Here is a 19,186-nt window from a genome sequence, read left to right on the forward strand (position 1 = left end):
GCCGTCGAAAGTCGGCAAGACGATCGGGTAAAGTCGCCCCCGCCATCGGAGCAGCCCGGTCGCTACTCCTCCAGATCCTTGCGGAATGGGGTGTGCCCTTCCAGATATTCGCTCATCCGCTCCACCTCGTGCCGTTCGCGCCTGAGATAGTCGGCAACGGCGTTGCGCAAGCCGGGATGCGCTATGTAGTGCGCGGAATGCATGGTCACCGGCCGGTAGCCGCGCGCCAGCTTGTGCTCACCTTGAGCGCCTGCCTCGACAACCCTGAGCTTGCGCTCGATGGCGAAGTCGATCGCCTGATGGTAGCAGACCTCGAAATGCAGGAAGGGATGGTCCTCGATGCAGCCCCAGTTGCGGCCGTAGAGTGCGTCGGAGCCGATGAAATTGATGGCGCCGGCAATGTAGCGCCCGTTGCGTTTGGCCATCACCAGCAGGATGTCGTCGGCCATGCGTTCGCCGATCAGCGAGAAGAACTGACGGCTGAGATAGGGCCGGCCCCATTTGCGGCTGCCGGTGTCCATGTAGAAGGCGAAGAAGTCGTCCCAGGCCTTTTCAGTGAGGTCCTTGCCGGTCAGCCAGTCGATCGAGATGCCGTTGGCCAGCGCCTCGCGCCTTTCCTTCTTCATCGCCTTGCGCTTGCGCGAGGCAAGAGTGGCGAGGAAGTCGTCATAGGTTGAAAAGCCTTCGTTGAAGAAATGGAACTGCTGGTCGGTGCGATGCAGGAACCCTGCCGCTTCCAGCACGTCGACGTCGCTTTCCTGGGCGAAGGTGACATGCGCGGAAGAGACGCCGAGTTTTTGCGTGACCGCCTTCAGGCCCGCCGCCAGCCCGGCCTTGACGGCGCCGACATCCTCGCCCTTGGTGACCAGCAGGCGAGGGCCGGTAACCGGTGTGAACGGCACCGCGCATTGCAGTTTTGGATAGTAGCGGCCGCCGGCGCGTTCGAAGGCATCCGACCAGCCATGATCGAAGACATATTCGCCCTGGCTGTGCGACTTGAGATAGGACGGGACCGCCCCGAGCAGCTTGCCCTGCGCGGTCTCCAGTCGCAAATGATGACCTTGCCACCCGGTGCGCCGCACGGCGCAGCCGGACTCTTCGAGTGCGCTCAGAAAAGCAAATGAAACGATCGGGTTGTAGCCATTTTCTGAGTCACCAGACGTGGTCCCGCTGAGGCTTTTCCACTCATCCGGGGTGAAAGCACCGATGCCTGCGGCGATGCGGATCAAATAGTCCGCATTCGCTGTCTGGTCATCGCCGTCGTCGCCTTGATCCATGGGGCTTATTTAAGCTCCGTCCGGCTGGGTACAAGTCACGTTTCAGACACCGACTTCAGGCGACTTTGACCAGGTCGGGGTCGAACCCTTCGAATGTCATCTGGTCGGCATATCTATAGGTCAGGTCGACCGCCGGCTGGTCATGTACCGTCCAGGTGATGACCGGCATTTTCAGCTTCTCGCGGACGAAACTGACGAACCGGTTCGGCAGATCGCCGGCGGCATAGGAGGTGAAGTCGATCTCATGCGCCAGCATGGCGAAATGTGCCTCGATCAGCTTGACATCCTTGCCGTAGGCGGTCAGTCCGGCCGGAATGCCCGGCGCGTGTTTCGGAAAATCACGGATCAGCCAGTGGTCGAACGACATGATCGCCGACTTGCCCTTGTAGTGTTTGAGCATCTTGCCGACGATAGCTACGAGGCCCTCGTCGCGGCCTGGGATGCCTTTCAGCTCAACGACCATCGGCACGCGGCCGTCGACCAGGTCGAGCGCTTCCTGCAGCGTCGGCAGATGATCCGAGGTGCCGCCGACCTTCAGCGCCGTGAGTTCCGCCGCGGTGCGTTGCCAGACGAAACCGTCCTGACCGGTCAGCCTTTGCAGGTCGTCGTCGTGAATGATGACGGGAACGCCGTCCAACGACAGGTGCACGTCGCATTCGACGGCGTAGCCGCGCTCGGCCGCAGCCGCGAAGGCGGAAAGCGTGTTTTCCCAGCGCGTCTTGTTCATGTCGTGGAACCCGCGATGGGCGACAGGCCGGGCGGTCAGCCAGGATAGGTCGGTCATGGTCGTCTCCTGGCTCACTCGACTTCGAAGATCGCTTCGATTTCGACTGCGGCATTAAGTGGCAGCGAGGCGGTGCCGACAGCGGAGCGGGCATGCTTGCCGCGCTCGCCAAGTGCCGCAACCAGGAAATCGGAGCCACCGTTGGCAACCAGATGCTGTTCGACAAAATCCGGTGTCGAGGCGACGAAGACGGTGATCTTCACCAGGCGGCGGATTTTTTCGAGGTCGCCGAGTGCGGCCTTGGCCTGCGCCAGGATGTTGATCGCGCAGTATTTTGCCGCGTCCTTGCCGGCCGCGGTGTCGACGTCGCGACCGAGCAGGCCGCTCGCCTGCAGCTTGCCGTCCTTGAGCGGCAACTGCCCGGCTGTGAACAAGAGGTTGCCGGACCTGCAATAGGGCACATAGTTGGCAGCGGGCGCGGCGGCGACAGGAAGCGTCACGCCCAGATCGCTTAGCCGCTTTTCGATTGTTTCACTCATGGTATTTCCCTATTGCTTGGGTGACGCCGCGCTGGCCGGGCCGAAATTGCTATTTTTGCCTCGCTTCCGCCACGACTTTTTTTAAGCTGGACCATCTTTCCCTGCGGCCTGCCATCAGCCGCGACGATCGGAGTACCACATGCGCGCAACGCGCCTTGCATTCCATGCCGTCCTGTTGTCGGCGGTGTTCTCGATAGGCCCTGCTTTCGCCGTGCCGGCGCTGCAAGCCCACCGCGCTGTTTACGATCTCACCCTCAACAAGGCATCCGATCAATCCGGCATCACGGGCATATCCGGCCGCATGGTCTATGAGTTCAACGGCTCGGCCTGTGAAGGCTATACGGTAAAATTCCGTTTCGTCACCCAGATCGTCACCAACGAGAACACGAAGCTGACCGACCAGCAGACGACCACTTTCGAGGACGCCGAAGGCAAGACCTTTTCATTCGTGACGAAGTCCTTCGTTGACCAGAATCTCGACAAGGAGGTCAAGGGCATCGCCACGAAAGGGACCAAGGGCTTGAAGGTCGATATCGACAAGCCCGAAAAGAACAGCCTTGAACTGGCTATGACCCAATTTCCGACCCAGCATCTGGTCGAACTGATCGGCAAGGCTGAAAAGGGCGAGAACTTCTACGAAACCAACCTGTTCGACGGTTCCGAAGACGCCAACAAGGTGATGACCACCACTGTCGTCGTCGGCAAGAAAACCGATGCGGACAAGGCAGACCCGGAGGCTCCGGCATTGGCGAAGCTCGCTACCGACAAATACTGGCCGGTCGACATCGCCTATTTCGACGACACCGACAAGACAGGCGAAGAGGTGCCGGAATACCGGATCAGCTTCAAGCTGCACGACAACGGCATCACCCGCGACCTCGTCATGGACTATGGCGACTTCTCGATGACCGGCAAACTGGTCAATCTTTCGCTGTTCGACCAGTCGAAGACCTGCCCGACCAAATAGTGCTTCAACTGGCCAGTTGATTCACCACGACAGGGCGTTGTCGTGGTGAACGACTTGAACGCGCCGCAATCACCTCCCAACTTCCTCCCCAGCATCGAGGCGCAATAGGGGGGAGCAGCTTGAGCAGGATCGATGTCTTCGTGGCGCCGAGGCCAAATCCGGCGCTGATCAGGGCCATGACATCAGTCAACCGGATCGTCATGCTGCGGGGGATACCGGGTTTTCGTGATATCTTGCCCTTCAACCGCCTGGCCGGGCTGCGCGGCGTCGCCAATATCCGCCATATCGACTTTCCGGACGCAGGCCTCGAGCGCCTGAACGCCAGTTGCGGGGCGGGGAAGGCGACCTTCATCACGCCCAATCATCCAGAGTTCTTCACCGACTGGATGATCGACAAGGAGATCGTGTCGCAGGTCAGCCCGCTTGCCGCCTCCTGGGCAACGAATGGCGTCGTCAACGGCCTTGGCCGGCTGATGCAGAAATTCTGGCTGGCCAACAACCTGATCGCCCAGATTCCCGGCAACAGCGGGGCAGCCAAGGAACACTCCGTCGCCTGGGCCTTGAAAGGCCATGGCGTACTGCTGCACCCCGAAGGCGGCGTCGGCTGGCATGCCAACATCGTGGCGCCGTTGCTGCCGGGGGCCGTCGAGATGGGGCTTGAGGCACTCAAGCGGGGGAGAGCCACAGATCCAGATTTCAAGGTCTGGATCGCGCCGGTCGTCTGGAAACTGGTCTTCACCAGGAATGTCGAAGCGGCGCTGGCGAAGGAATGCACCTATGTCGAGAAAAACCTGAAAATAGAACGCCAAGCGACCGACACGCTGCCGCAGCGCATCCACCATATCTATTCGGCGCTGCTGGCCCGCGACGAAGCCGCGTGGAGCCTGTCATCCGAAGAGGGTGCAACCTATGCCGAGCGCCAGAAGGCTTTGGTCGCCGAGCTCAGCCGCCGGCTTGGCCAGGGCATTTCTCCCGACACCGCCGTCCCCGAGACCACCGAGGTTTTGCGGCGGGCGCGTCGTTGGCAGCGCGAACACACCGGCCATGCGGAAGGGCAAGAAAAGGTCCGCGTGCTCGCCGACACGATTCAGAGGTTGCAACGCGTCGGGCCCTGGGCCTCGGCCAATCCGCGTGTCACGCAGGAGGAGATCGCCGAGCACTTGAAGCGGATCCGCAACGACTATTGCCGGAGCGGACTGCGCGACACGATGAACCGACTCATTCCGCAGCCGGCCGGGCCGCGTTGCGCCCACATTCGGGTACCCGATCCACTTGGCCTGCATGAGCATGCCGGCTCGGCCGACGATGCGGTTGCCGAGTTGCACCGTCGCATGCAGACCACAGTCGCCAGCACGGTGGCCGAGCTTGCGGCCAGTGGCAGCTTCATTTTCTATCCGAATCCATTCTATCGTCACTGACATTCAAACGGGCCATGTGGCCGATCGTCATTCAGTTGCGAAGAATGGCGGATTGCGAAGAATGGAAGGCAGACGGCAAGCTTCATGGCGGTCTATGTCGACGCGGCGATCTGGAACTGGGCTGGCCATCGCTGGTGCCATCTGATGGCTGACGACACCGATGAGTTGCATCGCTTCGCCGCGCAACTCGGCGTCAAGCACTCATCCTACCAGGGGCCGCCCAAGACATCGGCGCCGCACTATGACATAACCGGCTTCGAGCGCGACCGTGCGGTGCGGCTCGGCGCTTTCGAATGCAGCCGCGAGGAGATCGTCGCGATCTTCCGGCGGGTGCGGGTGCCCAATGGAAAGGCTCGGCGATGACACCAACGGCATTTCTGGCTTATTGCGCCGCGATCACGCTTGCAGCCGCAACACCCGGACCGGCGATGTTCGCGGTCATCACCAACGGCGTGTCGCGCGGGTTTCTTCGTGCGTTCGTGGCCGGGGTCGGCGTCGCCGCCGGCGATGCCGTGCTGGTCACCCTGGCGTTGCTTGGACTGGTGGCGTTGGCCCAGACTTTCGAATGGGTTTTTCTCCTGCTGAAATACGCGGGCGCCACCTATCTGGTTTTTCTCGGCATCAGGATGTGGCGAGCCGCCGCCACGCAATCGGATGAACCGCAGGCGTCGCAGGCACGATTGTCACGGTCGTTCTTCCTCGGTGCATCCATTGCGCTGGGCAATCCGAAGGCGATCCTGTTCCATGCTTCGATCATGCCGCTGATCCTGAACCTCAACACCATGACCCTTGCCGACGGACTGCTGGTGGTCGCGGTCGTCGTCAGCGTCAACATCCTCACCATGGGTATTTATGCTGCACTTGCCGGGCGGGCTTCGGGCTGGTTCAGGACGCCGAGACGCATGCGGCTGATGAACAGGTTTGCCGGCAGCGCGATGATCGGCACCGGAGCGCTCATTGCCGCACGCTGAGTGGTGAAACGCCACACGACTTGCGTTTGTCGCGCATCCCCTCTATATGCGCGCTCATTCCACACACGGACTTTGGTGTCTGCCCGGGAGAAATCCGGCTGAAACCTCCGGTGGCGTTCGAGGACAAAGTCCAAAAATGCCTGTGTCCGTGGAGGCTAACCGGAAAGGAACTAAGAATGGCTCTGCCTGATTTCAGCATGCGCCAGCTTTTGGAAGCTGGCATTCACTTCGGCCACCAGACCCACCGCTGGAACCCGAAAATGGCGCCTTACATCTATGGCGCCCGTAACAACATCCACATCATTGACCTCTCGCAGACGGTGCCTTTGCTGCACCAGGCGCTGAAGCAGGTTTCCGACACTGTCGCCAAGGGCGGCCGCGTGCTGTTCGTCGGCACCAAGCGTCAGGCGTCCGACATCGTCGCCGATGCGGCACAGCGTTCGGCCCAGTACTATGTCAATTCGCGTTGGCTCGGCGGCATGCTGACCAACTGGAAGACGATCTCGAACTCGATCCAGCGCCTGCGCAAACTCGACGAGATGCTGGCCGGCGAGGCCCAGGGCCTCACCAAGAAGGAGCGCCTCAACCTCGACCGCGAGCGCGAGAAGCTCGACAAGGCGTTGGGCGGCATCAAGGACATGGGCTCGACGCCCGACCTGATGTTCGTCATCGACACCAACAAGGAAGCGATCGCCATCCTCGAGGCCAAGCGCCTCGGCATTCCGGTCGTCGCCATCATCGATTCGAACTGCGACCCGGACAAGATCGACTTCCCGATTCCCGGCAATGACGACGCTGCCCGCGCCATCCAGCTCTATTGCGACCTGATCGCCAAGGCTGCGATCGACGGCATCGCCCGCCAGCAGGGTGCACTCGGCGTCGACATCGGCGCTTCGATCGAAGCTCCGATCGAACCGGCACTCGATCCGGCTCCGGCATTGGAAGCCCCCGAAGCTTAATAATCGAAGGCCGGTTGCGGCCTTCATCATTCTCATATTTTGGCACGCTAAACAGACGCACCATCGAGGTTCGATGGTGCGTTGGTGCATTTAAAACAAAGAGGCGACAATGAGCATTTCGGCTGCACAGGTCAAAGAACTCCGCGACTTGACCGGCGCGGGCATGATGGACTGCAAGGCGGCGTTGAACGAAACCAACGGCAACATGGAAGAGGCCGTCGACTGGCTGCGCAAGAAGGGTATTTCCAAGGCCGACAAGAAGGCCGGCCGCACCGCGGCTGAGGGCCTCATCGGCGTCGATTCCGGCCCGCGCGAAGCCGCCGTCGTCGAAGTCAATTCCGAGACCGACTTCGTTGCTCGTAATGCTGCGTTCCAGGAGATCGTTGCCAATGTGGCCAAGGTCGCGCTCGCTTATGGCGGCAAGACCGAGGCGGTTGCAGCGGCCAAATATCCGGGTTCGGACAAGTCGGTCACCGACACCATCAAGGACGCCGTCGGCACCATCGGGGAGAACCTGGGCTTCCGCCGTTCGGCCAAGCTGACCGTTCCGCATGGCGCCGTCGCCACCTACGTCCACAACGCCGTTGCCGATGGCCTCGGCAAGCTCGGCGTGCTGGTCGCGATCGAGACAACGGGCAACGAGCATGCCGCCAACGCCTTTGCGCGCCAGGTTGCCATGCATGTTGCCGCCACCAGCCCGATGGCGCTGACCACCGAAGAACTCGATCCGGCGGCAATCGAGCGCGAGAAGGCGATCTTCTCCGATCAGGCGCGCCAGTCCGGCAAGCCGGAAGCGATCATCGAGAAGATGGTCGAGGGCCGTCTGCGCAAGTTCTACGAGGAAGTCGTCCTTCTGAAGCAGGCCTTCGTGCTCAATCCCGACATCACCGTCGAGAAGGCGCTGAAGGATGCCGAGAAGGACATCGGCGCCCCGGCCAAGATCACCGCCTATCTGCGCTTTGCGCTGGGCGAAGGCATCGAGAAGGAAGAGACCGATTTCGCGGCGGAAGTCGCGGCGGCGGTCAAGAAGTAAGCTGCCGCGGCAGCTATCCTTCTAACGAATTTTATCGGCCGGGCGTCCGCAGGGATGCCCGGCCGATTTCTTGTGCGGTGTCGATGAAGGCCCTGAGTTTCGGCGCCATCGACGCCCTGCGGGGAAAATAGAGGAACAGCCCAGGCTCGTCGATCGCGGCTTCAGGCAGCACCTCGACCAGCCGGCCGGCCTGGATGTCGGCTCGCACCAGCGGCTCGAACAGATAGGCCAGCCCGATGCCGGCCAGCGCCATGTCGCGCGCCGACAGCGGATCGGTGACGACGACGCTGCCACGCGTTTCGACGCCGATATCCTTGCCCTGGTCGGACAGATCCCAGCGGTAGAGCGCGCGCGATCGCAACAGCCGATAGCCGATGCAATTGTGGCTGGAGAGATCAGCCAGCGTTCGCGGCTTTCCGTGGCGTCCGACATAGGCGGGGGAGGCGACGATGATCGTTCGGAACGGCTCGGTCAGCCGCACCGTCACCATATCCTCGGCAATCATCTCGCCCAGCCTTATGCCGGTGTCGAAGCCTTCGCCGACAATGTCGCTCAGGCGCTCATCGGTGAACACTTCCACCGTCACTTCGGGATAGCGCTCGGCCATTGCCGCCAGGATGGGCATCAAGGCGAGCGGCAGCGCCAGGCGCGGCACGTTGATCTTGAGCAGGCCGCTCGCCCTGCCTTTCACCGAGCGAATGCGCTCGATCCTGTCGGCGATGTCTTCCAATGCCGGTTCCGCCGCCGCAACGAGCGCCTCACCGGCCTCGGTCAAAGCAACGCTGCGCGTGGTGCGGGCAAACAGCGGCTGGCCGATCCGCTCTTCGACAAGGCGCACCGCGTGGCTGACCGCCGAAGGGCTCATGCCAAGTTCCGCGGCGGCCGACGCAAAGCCGCCGCGCCGCGCCACGGCGACGATGACGGGAAGATGGCTGAGCAGGTCTCGATCCATTCATGCATGATATCGCATAGTCCATACTGATAATGCAATCTTCCCGACGCCGGCGCGCTGGCCCACATTGTCGCCAACAGATCGGCGACGGGCCGATGCCCAAAGGAGAAGAGATATGAATGCATTGAAGTGCGCTACCTTCGCGGCGGGTATTGCGCTGGCGCCAGTCGACGCCGGCGGAGCCGAGCCATCCCGCGAAATCACGCTCGCTGATGAGCGCGCGGTCATCCGCATCGCCGATGCCATCGATCGCGCCGTGGATGCACAGGATTGGCGGCTGGCCCGCAGCTACTTCGCTGACCGCGTCACTGTCGACTTCAGCAGCCTGAGCGGACAGCCCTCGGCCACCATCGCCTCAGACGATCTGATTGGAAGCTGGGCAGCGAATCTCAGGGGCAGCAAGACCAGCCTGCATCTGCGCACCAACCACCAGGTCGCCATTGACGGCAACGCCGCGACCGTCTCCTCCAACGGCTATGCCTGGAACCGGATGGAAGGCAATGGCGACCCGCTCTGGGAAGTCTGGGGCACCTACGAACACCATCTGACCCGTTCGGGCGCCGGCTGGATAGTGGACGGCTTCACATTCCGCATGACGCATGAGCGCGGCAATCCGTGGGTCAAGACGACCCCCGGACAGGATCGGCATTGAACAGGATCGGAACGACACCATGACCATGTCCTACTACACCCTTGGCAACAGCGGGCTGCGAGTCACCCGGCTGGCGCTCGGGACCATGACCTTCGGCACCGAATGGGGCTGGGGTGCCAACAAGGAAACGGCGCGCGCCCTGGTCGATGCCTATGTCGAGGCAGGCGGGAATTTCTTCGACACCGCCGACGCCTACACCGGCGGCACCTCCGAGACCTGGCTTGGCGAGTTCATCGCCGAGCGCGGCCTGCGCGACAAGGCGGTGATCAGCACCAAATTCAGCATGAATCTGGAGCAGGGCAATCCAAATGCCGGCGGCAATGGCCGCAAGAACATCATCCGCGCCGTCGAAAGCTCACTGAAGCGACTCGGTACCGATTACATCGATCTCTATATCCTGCATGCCTGGGACAGGCTGACGTCGCCGGAAGAGGTGATGCGGACGCTTGACGATCTGGTGCGCGCCGGAAAGATCCGCCATGTCGGGTTGTCCGACATCCCCGCCTGGTACGCAAGCAGGGCGCAATCCGTCGCCGAGCAACGCGGCTATGAACCGGTTTCGGCGCTGCAGCTCGAATATTCGCTGGCCGAGCGCAACATCGAGCATGAATTCGTGCCGTTCGGCACGCGCTATGGCGCCGGCATCATGGTCTGGAGCCCGCTGGCAAGCGGCCTGCTGAGTGGCAAATATCGTTCGGATACAATCAATAAGGCCGGCGGCAGGCTGGAGACAATGCGCGGTTCGAGCAATCCGGGCTTCCAGAAATTTACCGACCGCAACTGGGCAATCGTTGCCGAACTGGAAAAGGTTGCCCGCGAGCTTGGCCGCGGCATGGCCCAAATCGCCTTGAACTGGGCGGCGACAAGACCCGGTGTCGCCTCGGTGATCATCGGTGCGACCAGGCTGGATCAGCTCAAGGACAATCTCGGCGCGCTCGATTTCGAGATTCCGCGGGAACTTTTGGCACGGCTCGACGCGGTCAGCCGGCCAGTCACGCCATTCCCATATTCGTTCTTCGGGCCGGAAATCCAAGGTGGCCTCACCGGGGGCCAGGCGGTCGCCGACAAGCCGGCGGGCTACTTTCCGGACCTGCTCATGGAAGGCGCTTTTGCCGGCGTCAGCTAGTGATTGGCAGAGCGTCTCGATCTCGAATATCCGGCTCGGGCGCCGCGTGACATCGCGGCGCCCTTCGTGTATCGGAACACGGCATCGCGCCATGTTTTGGGGGCGGCGCCTGCGCGAGGGTAGCCACCCAGAACGCGTCACATGCAAATTGACGAGGACCATATGACGGTGAAGCCCCTCTACCGACGTGTCTTGTTGAAAGCGTCGGGCGAAGCGTTGATGGGCGAACAGCATTTCGGCATCGACGTTTCGGTGGTGGACCGCATCGCCGCCGATATCGCCGAAGCCCGCGCACTGGGCATCGAGGTTGGCGTCGTCATCGGCGGCGGCAACATCTTTCGCGGCGTGGCCGTTGCCTCCAAGGGCGGTGACCGCGTCACCGGCGACCACATGGGCATGCTTGCCACGGTCATCAATTCGCTGGCGCTGCGCACGTCATTGAACAAGATCGGGGTCGACGCCGTGGTGCTCTCTGCGATCGCCATGCCCGAACTCTGCGAGAGTTTCTCACAGCGCCAGGCAACCGCCTACATGAACCAGGGCAAGGTGGTGATCTTTGCCGGCGGCACTGGCAATCCGTTCTTCACCACTGATTCGGCGGCTGCACTTCGCGCGGCTGAAATCGGTGCCGACGCGCTGTTCAAGGGCACTCAGGTCGACGGTGTCTACTCGGCCGACCCGAAGAAGGACCCGGATGCGACGCGTTTCGAGCGCATCAGCCATGGCGAAGTCATAAAACGCGGCCTCTCCATCATGGATACGGCTGCGATTGCACTTGCGCGCGAAAACAACATTCCGATAATCGTCTATTCGATCCACGAAAAAGGTGGGTTTGGCGATATTCTAAGGGGCGGCGGCCGCTGCACGGTCGTCGCGGACGATTGATCCGGGCCTGGTCCCGAAAAAGGGGATCCCGGTTTTCGACAATCAGGCTCGAACACGGGGCCTTGCCCCGAAGCAGTGAACCCGCGCTAGACGGGTCGAGGAGATTAAGATGAGTGGTGAGTACGACGATCTCAAGCGGCGCATGGACGGGGCAATCGCCGCGTTCAAACATGACCTGGCCTCGCTGCGGACCGGTCGCGCCTCCAGCAATCTGCTCGACGCGATCCAGGTGCAGGCCTATGGCACCACCATGCCGATCAACCAGGTCGCCAACGTCTCGGTGCCGGAGCCGCGCATGATTTCGGTGTCGGTCTGGGACAAGTCAATGGTCGGTGCGGTCGACCGCGCCATTCGCGAATCCAATCTGGGCTTCAACCCGATCGTCGACGGCACCAATCTCAGGATTCCGCTGCCGGAGCTCAACGAACAGCGCCGCAAGGAACTGGTCAAGATCTCGCACGGCTACGCCGAGAACGCCCGGGTCGCCGCGCGCCATGTGCGCCGCGACGGCATGGACTTCCTGAAGAAGGCGGAAAAGGACGGCGACATCAGCGAGGACGACCAGCGCAAGCGTTCCGACCAGGTCCAGAAACTTACCGACGAAACGATCAGCACCATCGACCACCTGCTTTCCGATAAGGAAGCTGAAATCATGCAGGTTTAGGGTTTTGGCCATCGGCTGACCCGAAAGCGAGAACATGGCAACGCCCGCGCATGTCGCGATCATCATGGACGGAAACGGACGCTGGGCCAAGGCGCGCGGGCTGCCTCGTCTTGCTGGCCATCGTGCCGGCGTCGAGGCGCTGCGCAAGACGGTGCGCGCCGCACCCGGGCTCGGCATCTCGTTCCTGACTGTCTATGCCTTCTCGTCGGAGAACTGGTCGCGGCCGAAGTCCGAGGTCAGCGACCTGATGGGCCTGCTGAAACTGTTCATCCGCCGTGATCTCGCCGATTTGCACCAGAGCGGTGTGCGGGTCCGAATCATCGGCGACAGGGCAGGGCTGCAATCCGACATCAGAGGCCTGCTCGACGAGGCCGAATCGCTGACCGCCGCAAATGAAGCGCTGACGCTGGTCATTGCCTTCAACTATGGCGGACGCGACGAGATCGTGCGCACAGCGCGCAAGCTTGCCGCAGCCGTGGCGCGTGGCGAACTCGACAGCGAAGCGATCACCGCCGAAAGCTTTGCCGGCGCTCTCGACACGCAAGGCATTCCTGACCCGGAACTGGTGATCCGCACCAGTGGTGAGCTGCGGCTGTCGAACTTCCTCCTGTGGCAGGCTGCCTATAGCGAGCTCGTCTTCCTGCCTTGCTACTGGCCCGACTTCAGCCGCGAGCATCTTGCCGAGGCCTTGCGCGAATTTGCCAGCCGCGAACGCCGTTTCGGCGGACTTGGCCCGCAGGACGTTGCCTCGCGACCGGCCGCAGGATGAGCAATCTCCAGCTTCGCGTCATTTCGGCAGTCGTGCTTGCCATCATCACCCTTAGCTTGACCTGGTTTGGGGGGCTGCCGTTCCGGTTGTTGTGTGCGGTGATGGCGGCGGTGATCTTCTATGAATGGACACGCATGTCGCGCCCAGCGGAGGCCACGGGCCTGGGTTTCCTGCCGGAAGCGCTGCTGGTTGTTTTGATTGGCGCCCTGATTGCCGGCCTTGCTGCATCGTGGCTGCTGGCGCTTGTCGTGGTCGTGGTTGCTGCAGCGGCGATTGCCGCCTCGGTTCGCAAGACCGGGCAATGGGACGCGGCCGGTCTTGCCTATGCCAGCGTTTCCGGCCTGTCGCTTGCCCTGTTGCGCGATGGTGATCGTTCAGGCCTCGTCGCCATCCTGTTCCTGTTCGCGGTCGTCTGGGCCACCGATATCTTTGCCTACTTCGTTGGCCGTACGGTTGGCGGCCCAAAACTGGCGCCTTCGATCTCTCCCGGCAAGACACGCAGCGGCGCGCTCGGCGGCGCTGTCGGCGGTGTTGTGGCCGGCCTCATCCTGGCCGCGGTTGCCGGCGTCGGCAATCTGGCGTTCCTCGGCCTGGTTGCGCTCGTGCTGTCGATTGTCGCCCAGGCTGGCGACCTGTTTGAATCCTGGATCAAGCGCCGCCACGGTTGCAAGGATTCGGGTGCGCTCATCCCCGGCCACGGCGGCGTCATGGACCGTGTCGACGGGCTTGTCGCGGCGGCTTTCGCCCTATACGTCATCGGCTGGATTTCGGCGACCGCCGATCATCCGGCGCAGGGGCTGTTTCCGGTTTGAGAGGCGTCATTTCAGGGTCCGATGCGCACTGCGCCTTGGATTCGCCTGGATTGATGCCACAGTCACGGCGCTATCCGCGCCGCGGAAGAATTTGAGGGTTTATCTTGAACGAGATTCTTCACGCGCTTTTCAGCACACAAGGCTTCGTACTTGGCACGCTCGTGCCGTTCCTCTTTGTGCTGACCGTGGTCGTGTTCGTCCATGAAATGGGCCACTACCTCATCGGGCGCTGGTGTGGCATCGGGGTCAAGGCCTTCTCGATCGGCTTCGGCCCGGAACTTTTCGGCTTCAACGACAGCCACGGCACGCGCTGGAAACTGTGCGCGATACCGCTTGGCGGCTATGTCAAATTCGTCGGCGACATGAACGCCACATCGAGTCAGCCGACTTCGGAAGAGATCGAGACGCTGACCGAGGAGGAGCGCAAGGTCGCTTTTCACACGCAGCCGATCTGGAAGCGCGCGGCGACGGTGGTCGCCGGGCCGCTGTTCAATTTCTTGCTGACGATCGTCGTCTTTACCGTGTTGTTTTCCGCCTATGGCCGTTATGTCGCCGAGCCGATGGTCGCAGAGGTAACGGCTGACAGCCCGGCGGCGAAAGCCGGCATCCTGCCCGGTGACCGATTCGTCAGCGTCGACGGCAGCAAGGTCGAAACCTTTGGTGACGTCCAGCGCCTGGTTTCCGGCCGGGCCGGCGACGCCATCACCTTCGTGATGCTGCGCGACGGCAAGGAGGTCACGGTGACCGCGGCACCGCGGCTGATGGAACAGGAAGACGCGCTCGGCAACAAGGTCAAGGTCGCCGTGATCGGCGTCGTCAACAACAAGGAACTCGGCCAGCCTCGCCTCGTCACCTACACGCCCGTCGGGGCAGTTGCAGCGGCAGTCGAGGAGACTGGGCATGTCATTCAGCGCACCGGTCAGTTCCTGCAGCGTTTCGTTGTCGGGCGCGAGGACAAGTGTCAGCTGGGCGGCCCGGTGAAGATCGCCGACATGGCGGGCAAGGCAGCGAAACTGGGGTTCGAATGGCTCGTGCAACTGATTGCACTGCTGTCGGTGGGCATCGGGTTTCTGAACCTTTTGCCGATTCCCCCCCTCGACGGTGGCCATCTCTTGTTCTACGGGGTGGAGGCCGTCATTCGCCGTCCGGTGTCGGATCGGATGATGGAAATGGCCTATCGGGCCGGGTTGCTTCTGGTGCTGTGCTTCATGGGGTTCGTTTTCTGGAACGATCTGTTTGGATGCTGAAATCATGAAGAAATTTGGCTTTGGCATGGACGATGTTGAGACGCCGTTTACCATGCCCGGGGATATGAGTGACGCGAAAGCCACGCCGCGAGGTTAAGTAAATTCAAATTAACCAGAAGCCTTGCGTGTAGGGAAAATCCGGTTAATACGGTAGGAGAAATCACCGCACGTCCGGTTTTCTCGCCGTGGGGACTACGAGAAAAGGTTATTAAGCCCGATGAAGGCAGCATCCAAGTTTCTGAGCGCCGCGTCCGCGGTGACCCTGTCTGCGGCTCTTGTCGTGCCAGGCGCGCTCGCAGTGCAGTTCGTTGCCACATCGGCGGCCGAAGCCGCTGTAGTCAGCAGAGTCGAAGTGAGCGGCAACCAGCGTATCGACGCTGAAACCATCCGCAATTACATTACCATCAAGCCGGGCAAAGCCTTCTCCAGCTCCGATATCGACAGTGCGGTCAAGGCGCTGTTCGGCACCGGCCTGTTCTCGGATGTGCAGATCAACCAGGTCGGCTCGACGCTGGTGGTCAAGGTCTCCGAATACCAGGTCGTCAACCAGGTGCTGTTCCAGAACAACAAGAAGCTCAAGGACAACGCGCTTGCGATGGCGGTGCAGTTGAAGCCGCGCGGAACGTTTTCGCAGGCGACGCTCGATTCCGACGTCGAGGCGGTCAAGGCTGCCTACAGGCGCATCGGTCGCGACGATGTGACAGTGACCACGCAGGTCATGCAGCTTGGCGACAACCGCGTGAACGTTGTCTTCAACATCAGTGAAGGCGATCGCACTCAGATCGCGGCGATCAATTTCGTCGGCAACAGCGCCTATTCCAGCCGCCGCCTGTCGGATGTGATCAATACCAAGCGTTCGTCCTGGGTTTCCTTCATTCTGCGCGACGACGTCTATGACGACGATAAGCTGCGCGCTGACCAGGAGCTGCTGCGCCGCTTCTACTACAATCACGGCTATGCCGATTTCCAGGTCGTGTCCGCCGTCGGCGAACTCGACAACGCGACGAACAAGTACACGGTCACCATCACCGTCCAGGAAGGCGACCGCTACACGTTCGGCGATGTCAGCGTCGAAAGCACAATCCCGGAAGTCGACTCGAAGTCGCTGGAATCGGTGGTCGAGACCCGCAAGGGCGACGTCTACAATGCCAAGGACGTTGAGGACACCATCATCGCGCTGACCGAGAAGGTGGCCGGTTCCGGCTATGCCTTCGCGCAGGTGACGCCGCGCGGCGACCGCAATTTCGAGAACCACACCATTTCGGTGGTCTACACCATCGACCAGGGCACCAAAGCCTATATCGAACGCATCGAGATCCGCGGCAACGATCGCACGCGTGACTATGTCATTCGTCGCGAGTTCGATGTCAGCGAAGGTGACGCCTTCAATCAAGTTCTCATCCAACGCGCGAAGAAGCGCCTGGAAAACCTGAATTACTTTGACAAAGTCGATATCTCGACCGTTCCGGGTTCGCAGCCCGACCAAGTCGTGCTGGTGGTCGACGTTGTGGAAAAATCGACCGGCGAATTCTCGGTCGGTGCCGGCTACTCGACCGGTGGCGACACGGCAGGTCCGTCCGTCGAAGGATCGATTACCGAGCGCAACTTCCTCGGCCGCGGCCAGTTCATCAAGGTGTCGGCAGGCGGCGGCAAAAATTCGCGCGACTACAGCCTGTCCTTCACCGAACCCTATTTCCTCGGACGGCGCATCGCAGCCGGCTTCGACGTCTTCAAGCAGACGAGGAACTATGATCACTACGACAGTGATACCCTTGGCGCCACGGTGCGCTTCGGCTTGCCGATCACCAACAGCATCTCGACCCAAGTGGCGTATAATATCTCGCAGGAGAAGTACAAACTCGACGATGGTTGTGAGACCGCTGGGGTTTACGATCCTACAAAATGTAGTGTTTCCACGGCCATCCTGGATGGTATCGATCAAAGTCCGTGGATCAAATCGTCGGTCAGCCTTGGGCTGGTTTACAACACCATCGACGACATGAAGAACCCGCACGAAGGCATCTACGCTACCACGACGGCCGAGTTTGCCGGCCTTGGCGGCGATGCCAAGTACGTAAAGTTGACCGGGCGCGGCAGCGTGTACCAGACGCTTTCGGAGCAGTTTGATCTAGTCGGCCTCGTTTCGGCCGGCGCGGGTCATGTCGAGGGTTACAGCGGCGGCGATTTGCGTATCTTCGATCAGTTCCAGAGCACGGACCGCATGATCCGCGGTTTTGAATATGGTGGTATTGGCCCGGCAGACAGTAAGACGGGCGACCATCTGGGTGGTACGACCTATTTCAACGCCTCAGCGGAAGCCCAGTTCCCGTTGCCGGTCGTTCCGGAAAGCTTCGGTCTGCGCGGTGCCGTGTTTGCTGACGCTGCAACGCTCTATGGCACCAAGATCAGCGACACCGTCGCCACTCAGACTTCGACTGACTTGAAACTGCGCGCCTCGGTCGGCCTCGGCTTGATGTGGGCATCGCCGTTCGGTCCGATCCGTATCGACTATGCGATCCCGGTCAAGAAGGAAGCGACCGACAACGTGCAGGAATTCAACTTCGGCATATCGACCCGCTTCTGATCGGCCGCCAATGATGCTCCCGGATTTTTCAGGTCCGGGAGAAATGTTCCGACCTAGCTGGATATAGCTTCTGGAATGACCGATCCGGTGTTCTTCGCGCCATCACGCCGGTATACGGCGGGCGAAGTCGCGAATCTGACCGGCTCGGTGCTTGTCGATTCCGGCCAATCCCATATCTCGATCGAAGCGCTCGCGCCGGCCAATGAGGGCGGCGAGAATGCGCTCGTTTTCGTCGATGGCAAACGCAATTCCGCGCTGATGCTGTCGCTGCGAGCGGCCGCGGTCCTTTGTCCGGCGGAATTCGCCAGCAAGGCGCCGGCCGGCATCGCGGTACTCGTTCATCCGCGTCCGCAACAGGCATTCGCGCTGGTCGGCCGTCTGCTCTTCCCGACGGCCGCGACACCGGGACCAATGACCAGTGAAACCGGTGTCTCGCCGCATGCTCATATCGATCCGACCGCGCATGTCGAGGCAGGTGCTGTCATCGAGGCAGGTGCCGTCATCGGGCCGGGTGCTTCGATCGGCGGCGGTACCGTCATCGCGCCCAACGCGGTCATCGGACAATCCTGCCAGATCGGCCGCGACGGCTATGTCGGTCCAGGCGCCAGCATCCAGTATGCCTTGATCGGCAATCGCGTCATCATCCATGGCGGCGCCAGGATCGGCCAGGATGGTTTTGGCTTCGTCGGCGGCGCCAAGGGACCCGAACGCGTGCCGCAGGTCGGCCGTGTCGTCATCCAGGACGACGTCGAGATCGGCTCCAACACCACGGTCGATCGCGGCGCCATGTCCGATACGATCATCGGCCAGGGCACCAAGATCGACAATCTCGTGCAGATCGCCCATAACGTCCGCATCGGCCGCAATTGCATAATAGCCGGGCTTTCGGGTATTTCGGGTTCCGTGATTGTGGGTGACAATGTCACCATGGGCGGCGGCGTCGGGCTTGCGGATCATCTGACCATCGGGTCCGGGGCCAAGCTTGCCGCCAGAAGTGGGTTTATGAGCAATGTCCCTGCAGGCGAGATCTGGGGTGGTTATCCGGCACAGCCGATGGCGGAAGCCATGCGGGAGATAGCCATGCTGCGCAAGCTCGCCAGGACCCGCAAACAGGGTGAGGGAGGCAATGGCTGACATGATCGCGTCGACGACGCTGGAAGTGGTCGACATCATGGGGCTGATGAAGCTCCTGCCGCACCGCTATCCGTTCCTGATGATCGATCGCATCGTCGATATCGATGGCGACGAGTCAGCTGTCGGCATCAAGAACGTGACCATAAACGAGCCGCATTTTCAGGGCCATTTTCCCGAGCAGCCGGTGATGCCGGGTGTGCTCATCGTCGAGGCGATGGCGCAGACGGCCGGCGCCATCTGCATCCGCAGCCTGCGCACTGAAAAGCCGTCATTGGTCTATTTCCTGACCATCGACAATGCCAAATTCCGCAAACCGGTCGTTCCCGGCGACCAGTTGAGGATCCATGTCAAGAAAATCAAGAAACGCGGCAACCTGCTGAAATTCGCTTGTGAAGCCATGGTCGACGGCGCCAAGGCGGCCGAGGCCGAGATTTCAGCCATGATGGTCACCAGCGACTGACGATCGAATGCTT

General features: G+C 61.5%; 20 protein-coding genes. 16 read left to right on the plus strand and 4 right to left on the minus strand.

The genetic code is table 11. The annotated features are described in order from the left end of the window. Positions 1-62: 62 nt before the first annotated feature. From HNQ71_RS18705 to HNQ71_RS18715, 3 genes are read right to left on the minus strand one after another with little or no spacing between them, the layout of a single operon-like run. Positions 63-1,277, minus strand: coding sequence for a GNAT family N-acetyltransferase (locus HNQ71_RS18705; RefSeq protein ID WP_184874146.1), 1,215 nt, complete (start codon positions 1,275-1,277; stop codon positions 63-65). A gap of 55 nt (positions 1,278-1,332) precedes the next feature. After that, positions 1,333-2,061, minus strand: a complete 729-nt coding sequence (locus HNQ71_RS18710) for a glycerophosphodiester phosphodiesterase (RefSeq protein ID WP_184874147.1) — start codon at positions 2,059-2,061, stop codon at positions 1,333-1,335. A gap of 14 nt (positions 2,062-2,075) precedes the next feature. Further along, positions 2,076-2,540 (minus strand): RidA family protein, encoded by a 465-nt coding sequence (locus HNQ71_RS18715; RefSeq protein ID WP_184874148.1) that lies wholly within the window; start codon positions 2,538-2,540, stop codon positions 2,076-2,078. Between the two features lie 139 nt (positions 2,541-2,679). On the opposite strand from HNQ71_RS18715, the gene HNQ71_RS18720 reads away from it, so the two are divergent. The 6 genes from HNQ71_RS18720 to tsf all read left to right on the plus strand — a co-directional run bounded on the left by HNQ71_RS18720 (position 2,680) and on the right by tsf (position 7,888). Next, positions 2,680-3,507 (plus strand): cell envelope integrity EipB family protein, encoded by an 828-nt coding sequence (locus HNQ71_RS18720; RefSeq protein WP_184874149.1) that lies wholly within the window; start codon positions 2,680-2,682, stop codon positions 3,505-3,507. 119 nt (positions 3,508-3,626) lie between these two features. Beyond that, positions 3,627-4,925 (plus strand): lysophospholipid acyltransferase family protein, encoded by a 1,299-nt coding sequence (locus tag HNQ71_RS18725; RefSeq protein ID WP_184874150.1) that lies wholly within the window; start codon positions 3,627-3,629, stop codon positions 4,923-4,925. Between the two features lie 84 nt (positions 4,926-5,009). Continuing rightward, positions 5,010-5,288 carry a DUF4031 domain-containing protein gene (locus tag HNQ71_RS18730; protein WP_184874151.1) on the plus strand — a complete coding sequence of 93 codons (279 nt, stop codon included), beginning with the start codon at positions 5,010-5,012 and terminating at the stop codon, positions 5,286-5,288. Beyond that, on the plus strand, positions 5,285-5,896 hold the full coding sequence (locus HNQ71_RS18735) for a LysE family translocator (RefSeq protein WP_184874152.1): 612 nt from the start codon (positions 5,285-5,287) through the stop codon (positions 5,894-5,896). The genes HNQ71_RS18730 and HNQ71_RS18735 overlap by 4 nt, the downstream gene beginning before the upstream one ends. 176 nt (positions 5,897-6,072) lie before the next feature. Next, positions 6,073-6,855, plus strand: coding sequence for a 30S ribosomal protein S2 (rpsB, locus tag HNQ71_RS18740; protein WP_184874153.1), 783 nt, complete (start codon positions 6,073-6,075; stop codon positions 6,853-6,855). Positions 6,856-6,964: 109 nt separating this feature from the next. Beyond that, positions 6,965-7,888 carry a translation elongation factor Ts gene (gene tsf, locus HNQ71_RS18745; protein ID WP_184874154.1) on the plus strand — a complete coding sequence of 308 codons (924 nt, stop codon included), beginning with the start codon at positions 6,965-6,967 and terminating at the stop codon, positions 7,886-7,888. A gap of 31 nt (positions 7,889-7,919) precedes the next feature. Here tsf and HNQ71_RS18750 read toward each other — a convergent pair whose 3' ends face one another. Continuing rightward, complete coding sequence (locus HNQ71_RS18750; protein ID WP_184874155.1) at positions 7,920-8,840, minus strand: LysR family transcriptional regulator; 921 nt, start codon at positions 8,838-8,840, stop codon at positions 7,920-7,922. A 115-nt stretch (positions 8,841-8,955) separates the two neighbouring features. On the opposite strand from HNQ71_RS18750, the gene HNQ71_RS18755 reads away from it, so the two are divergent. The 10 genes from HNQ71_RS18755 (at position 8,956) to fabZ (ending at position 19,173) form a co-directional block, all read left to right on the plus strand. Next, the gene (locus tag HNQ71_RS18755; RefSeq protein ID WP_184874156.1) at positions 8,956-9,492 is read left to right on the plus strand and encodes a nuclear transport factor 2 family protein; all 537 of its coding nucleotides are present in this window, start codon (positions 8,956-8,958) and stop codon (positions 9,490-9,492) included. A gap of 19 nt (positions 9,493-9,511) precedes the next feature. Beyond that, complete coding sequence (locus tag HNQ71_RS18760) at positions 9,512-10,618, plus strand: aldo/keto reductase (protein WP_184874157.1); 1,107 nt, start codon at positions 9,512-9,514, stop codon at positions 10,616-10,618. A gap of 162 nt (positions 10,619-10,780) precedes the next feature. Continuing rightward, the gene (gene pyrH / locus HNQ71_RS18765; RefSeq protein ID WP_013895365.1) at positions 10,781-11,503 is read left to right on the plus strand and encodes a UMP kinase; all 723 of its coding nucleotides are present in this window, start codon (positions 10,781-10,783) and stop codon (positions 11,501-11,503) included. A gap of 109 nt (positions 11,504-11,612) precedes the next feature. Beyond that, positions 11,613-12,167, plus strand: a complete 555-nt coding sequence (gene frr / locus HNQ71_RS18770) for a ribosome recycling factor (protein ID WP_015317784.1) — start codon at positions 11,613-11,615, stop codon at positions 12,165-12,167. Between the two features lie 34 nt (positions 12,168-12,201). After that, positions 12,202-12,936: an isoprenyl transferase gene (locus HNQ71_RS18775; RefSeq protein WP_184874158.1), complete on the plus strand. Its 735-nt coding sequence runs from the start codon at positions 12,202-12,204 to the stop codon at positions 12,934-12,936. Beyond that, a complete protein-coding gene (locus tag HNQ71_RS18780) occupies positions 12,933-13,748 on the plus strand; it encodes a phosphatidate cytidylyltransferase (RefSeq protein WP_184874159.1) in 816 nt (271 codons plus the stop codon). The genes HNQ71_RS18775 and HNQ71_RS18780 overlap by 4 nt, the downstream gene beginning before the upstream one ends. A gap of 104 nt (positions 13,749-13,852) precedes the next feature. Next, complete coding sequence (gene rseP, locus HNQ71_RS18785) at positions 13,853-14,995, plus strand: RIP metalloprotease RseP (protein WP_184874160.1); 1,143 nt, start codon at positions 13,853-13,855, stop codon at positions 14,993-14,995. Positions 14,996-15,212: 217 nt separating this feature from the next. Further along, a complete protein-coding gene (gene bamA / locus HNQ71_RS18790) occupies positions 15,213-17,579 on the plus strand; it encodes an outer membrane protein assembly factor BamA (protein ID WP_184874161.1) in 2,367 nt (788 codons plus the stop codon). 75 nt (positions 17,580-17,654) lie between these two features. Continuing rightward, positions 17,655-18,713, plus strand: coding sequence for a UDP-3-O-(3-hydroxymyristoyl)glucosamine N-acyltransferase (lpxD, locus tag HNQ71_RS18795; RefSeq protein ID WP_184874162.1), 1,059 nt, complete (start codon positions 17,655-17,657; stop codon positions 18,711-18,713). Beyond that, complete coding sequence (gene fabZ / locus HNQ71_RS18800; RefSeq protein WP_184874163.1) at positions 18,706-19,173, plus strand: 3-hydroxyacyl-ACP dehydratase FabZ; 468 nt, start codon at positions 18,706-18,708, stop codon at positions 19,171-19,173. Before lpxD ends, fabZ begins: the two co-directional genes overlap by 8 nt. Positions 19,174-19,186: the final 13 nt, after the last annotated feature.

Source organism: Mesorhizobium sangaii, from assembly GCF_014207355.1.
Taxonomy (GTDB): domain Bacteria; phylum Pseudomonadota; class Alphaproteobacteria; order Rhizobiales; family Rhizobiaceae; genus Mesorhizobium; species Mesorhizobium sangaii.

Excerpts from the sequence above, each read along its gene's own strand:
- HNQ71_RS18705 (WP_184874146.1), bottom strand. The coding sequence starts at position 1,277 with ATGGATCAAGGCGACGACGGCGATGACCAGACAGCGAATGCGGACTAT.
- HNQ71_RS18710 (WP_184874147.1), bottom strand. The coding sequence starts at position 2,061 with ATGACCGACCTATCCTGGCTGACCGCCCGGCCTGTCGCCCATCGCGGG.
- HNQ71_RS18715 (WP_184874148.1), bottom strand. The coding sequence starts at position 2,540 with ATGAGTGAAACAATCGAAAAGCGGCTAAGCGATCTGGGCGTGACGCTT.
- HNQ71_RS18720 (WP_184874149.1), top strand. The coding sequence starts at position 2,680 with ATGCGCGCAACGCGCCTTGCATTCCATGCCGTCCTGTTGTCGGCGGTG.
- HNQ71_RS18730 (WP_184874151.1), top strand. The coding sequence starts at position 5,010 with ATGGCGGTCTATGTCGACGCGGCGATCTGGAACTGGGCTGGCCATCGC.
- HNQ71_RS18735 (WP_184874152.1), top strand. The coding sequence starts at position 5,285 with ATGACACCAACGGCATTTCTGGCTTATTGCGCCGCGATCACGCTTGCA.
- rpsB (WP_184874153.1), top strand. The coding sequence starts at position 6,073 with ATGGCTCTGCCTGATTTCAGCATGCGCCAGCTTTTGGAAGCTGGCATT.
- tsf (WP_184874154.1), top strand. The coding sequence starts at position 6,965 with ATGAGCATTTCGGCTGCACAGGTCAAAGAACTCCGCGACTTGACCGGC.
- HNQ71_RS18750 (WP_184874155.1), bottom strand. The coding sequence starts at position 8,840 with ATGGATCGAGACCTGCTCAGCCATCTTCCCGTCATCGTCGCCGTGGCG.
- HNQ71_RS18755 (WP_184874156.1), top strand. The coding sequence starts at position 8,956 with ATGAATGCATTGAAGTGCGCTACCTTCGCGGCGGGTATTGCGCTGGCG.
- HNQ71_RS18760 (WP_184874157.1), top strand. The coding sequence starts at position 9,512 with ATGACCATGTCCTACTACACCCTTGGCAACAGCGGGCTGCGAGTCACC.
- pyrH (WP_013895365.1), top strand. The coding sequence starts at position 10,781 with ATGACGGTGAAGCCCCTCTACCGACGTGTCTTGTTGAAAGCGTCGGGC.
- frr (WP_015317784.1), top strand. The coding sequence starts at position 11,613 with ATGAGTGGTGAGTACGACGATCTCAAGCGGCGCATGGACGGGGCAATC.
- HNQ71_RS18775 (WP_184874158.1), top strand. The coding sequence starts at position 12,202 with ATGGCAACGCCCGCGCATGTCGCGATCATCATGGACGGAAACGGACGC.
- HNQ71_RS18780 (WP_184874159.1), top strand. The coding sequence starts at position 12,933 with ATGAGCAATCTCCAGCTTCGCGTCATTTCGGCAGTCGTGCTTGCCATC.
- bamA (WP_184874161.1), top strand. The coding sequence starts at position 15,213 with ATGAAGGCAGCATCCAAGTTTCTGAGCGCCGCGTCCGCGGTGACCCTG.
- lpxD (WP_184874162.1), top strand. The coding sequence starts at position 17,655 with ATGACCGATCCGGTGTTCTTCGCGCCATCACGCCGGTATACGGCGGGC.
- fabZ (WP_184874163.1), top strand. The coding sequence starts at position 18,706 with ATGGCTGACATGATCGCGTCGACGACGCTGGAAGTGGTCGACATCATG.